The sequence below is a fragment of the Phenylobacterium sp. genome (assembly GCF_031412415.1).
In the GTDB taxonomy this organism is placed as follows: Bacteria; Pseudomonadota; Alphaproteobacteria; order Caulobacterales; family Caulobacteraceae; genus Phenylobacterium.
Map to the genome: position 1 here is coordinate 1 of NZ_JANOCX010000185.1, position 2,763 is coordinate 2,763.

The window sequence follows — 2,763 nt, forward strand, 5'->3', positions numbered from 1 at the left end:
ATCGTGTCGCCCGGAGCGACCTGGGTCGCTGTCGTCAGAGGGTAGGCCTGCTCGAACGCCCCGTCTGCTCGCTTGATGTACACCCGACGGGTGTCGGCCCGATAGGTGAAGCCTTCGGCGGTCGCGACGGCGTTCAGGACGGTCAGGTTGGCTGTGTAAGGATACTCACCGGGTTTGCCGACCTCGCCAAGGATATAGAACGGCCGGTAGTTGAGAACCTCGGCATTGACGCGCGGCTCATTGATGAAGCCCTGGCGCAGCGCCTGGGCGATGCTTTCCTGAAGCTGGGAAATCGTCAGGCCCTGCGCCTGGATCTCACCGATCAGCGGCAGGGAGATGCGGCCGGAACCGCCGACGGTGAACTCGCCCGTCAGGGCCTCCTCGCCGAACACATTGACCCGAACCTTGTCGGCCGGACCGAGGCGATACTCGGGCACCGTGCGCACTGCACCATCCGCGAGCGGGACGGCGGGATCGACCGAGAGCGGGGCCTGGGCGCACCCGACGATGGCAAAGGCGATGGCGAGGCAAGCCAGCAAAGTCCGCAAGCCGATGAACATGGACCGCTCCCCAAGAGTTGTGGGCTCATCTACCCTATAATGCACTGCACAATCCAGAGGGTTCGCCGAACGGTGACACCGTTGATCGGGAATGATCAGCTTTTCCTGACGTTAACCTTACCAGCATGGAAACCGCGTTGCTCAAGTCTTCAGCAACCGCGTCTGTAGAAGCGATATTACCAGCTGATCGGCAAGATGCTCCCATGAAGAGGGGGCGTTATGCTCAACAGTCAAACCATCGTGCGGATAGGGCCCATCGCGGCCGCTCTGGTGCTGGCGTGCCAGGCTGGCGTGGCGCAGGCCGCACCCGACGAACGGAGTGCAACCGCCCCGATCATGCGGCTGAGCGCGCACGCCGCGCCGCCAGTGGCCTTTCTGGATCTATGCGAACGGTCACTGGCCGCGTGCGCCATACCAGGTGCCGCCGTGCCGGATATGGTGACGCTTCGTGCCGCCGCGATGGAGCGCTTCTGGGCTGACACCTTCGCCCGGCGCGCCTCGGCACCCGCGGCCGGAGCGGCCGACGCCGTTTATGACTGGTCCCAGATTTTTGCCGCTTCACGGCGGAGAGCGACTTCGTCGCCGGTCTTTAGTCTCGCGCGTCCTGAGCGGGGCCGGCCGGACGACGTCGTTCCTTCGGCGGTCGCTCTAGTCGCGGCATCGGCGCCCAAAACGGTATCGAGCGAAGTGGAGGCAATGGCAGCGGGCGATGCGGTCGCGCCGGCCATCGAGACCGGGGGCGGGGCCCTGACCGCGGGATGGACCGAGGCGGCCGGAGAGGTCGCGGACGCCGGGGCCGAAGTCCTCGTGACCGTGGAAGGGGACTCCTCACTCCTTGTTGCTCCAGACGTATTTCCTCTGGACCGACGTGGTTGGACAGTCGTCAACGCCGTCAATCGACGGATCAACCGGTCGGTCCGGCAGCTGGCGGATGTTCGTCAATACGGGGTCGAGGATTATTGGTCGGTGCCTGACGGGAGCCGGGCAAGGGGCGATTGCGAGGATTATGTCCTGGCCAAACGTCAGGCGCTGATCGCCGAGGGCGTGCCGGCCGAGGCCTTGTCCATCGCCATCGTCGAGACCCGCTGGGGCGAAACCCATGCTGTGCTGCTCCTGGCGTCAGACCAGGGCGAATATGTTCTGGACAGCCTGACCCCCTGGGTGTCCCGCTGGGACCGCGTAAATTACGCATGGCGTGAGCGTCAGGTGCCGGGCCAGCCCTTTGACTGGGTGGCGATCGCCCTCTAGTCACCTGGCCCGGAGGTTTTGCCCATGTCCGCTCGCCAGATCTATCGTTTCCGGCTCGCAGGCGGGGTTGTGCTCGCGACCGTGGCGCTCCTCGTGGCCGGGGCGTTCGCCGTGTCCGTGAGTTTTCCCAATGAAGGCTTCGCCGACCGGATCCGGCTTGTGGCCGTATCGGAGGCCCGCGCCGAAGTGGCGGCAGGGGTGCAACCCCCGCGCCTCGACATTGTCCGCGCTGAAACCCTGAGGACGCTCCGCCAGAGGCCGGGCGACGCAGCCGCGTGGGGGCGACTGGCCTGGATCGCCGACCGGGAAGGTCGCGTGTCGGACGCCCTGGTGGCCCTCGACCGGACCTATGTCGTCGCGCCCTATGGGCCGGACCTCACGGCCTGGAGACTGCGGTTCGCCTATGGTCGCTGGGCGATGCTTACGCCGGGCCTGCGCCGTCAGGCGACCGCAGAGCTGCGCGTGGCGATCCGTGATCGACCGGGCGTGGTCGAGGCCGCCGAGCGCGAGATCACCGACCCCGCCGGGCGGCTCGCCTTTGTTCTAACGCGGCGAGCTGCCACGGCCGACCAGGCAAAGTGACGGTCGCTGGCGTCTTGCGGCGCTGAAACTCGCCTTACGCAACAAAGAGTCACCCATTGAGCACACCCGACCTCAAAAAGCGTTGACCATGGGTCAATGAACGAGGTCGGGTTTGATTTTGCTGCTTTGCAATGTAAAGACTTGGTTCATCATTTTGGAGGGCTCCTCATGTTGAAGACGACTTTTCTCGCTGCGGCCTGCCGCGCTGCGGTCGCCATCGGCGTAGTGTCGGCGACTGCCGTCGTTCCCGTCGTGGCTCAGGCTGCGGTTCAGGAGGACGCGACCGCCGCGCTGACCGCCAGTCTCGAGGCGGCCATTGTCCAGGCTCAGGCCGAAGCGGCCGCTTCGGGCGCGGCGGACGCCACTGCGGCGA

Annotated in this window: 4 protein-coding genes; 3 read left to right on the forward strand and 1 reads right to left on the reverse strand. The window is 65.8% G+C overall.

Going from position 1 to position 2,763, the window contains the following annotated elements:
• On the reverse strand, positions 1-560 hold a 560-nt coding region (locus RMO04_RS08915; protein ID WP_309644430.1), incomplete at its 3' end, for a polysaccharide biosynthesis/export family protein.
• A gap of 219 nt (positions 561-779) precedes the next feature.
• On the opposite strand from RMO04_RS08915, the gene RMO04_RS08920 reads away from it, so the two are divergent.
• From RMO04_RS08920 to RMO04_RS08930, 3 genes are all read left to right on the forward strand, one after another.
• Positions 780-1,808, forward strand: a complete 1,029-nt coding sequence (locus RMO04_RS08920; RefSeq protein ID WP_309644431.1) for a transglutaminase-like cysteine peptidase — start codon at positions 780-782, stop codon at positions 1,806-1,808.
• Between the two features lie 24 nt (positions 1,809-1,832).
• Positions 1,833-2,390 (forward strand): hypothetical protein, encoded by a 558-nt coding sequence (locus RMO04_RS08925; RefSeq protein WP_309644432.1) that lies wholly within the window; start codon positions 1,833-1,835, stop codon positions 2,388-2,390.
• 168 nt (positions 2,391-2,558) lie between these two features.
• On the forward strand, positions 2,559-2,763 hold a 205-nt coding region (locus RMO04_RS08930), incomplete at its 3' end, for a hypothetical protein (RefSeq protein WP_309644433.1).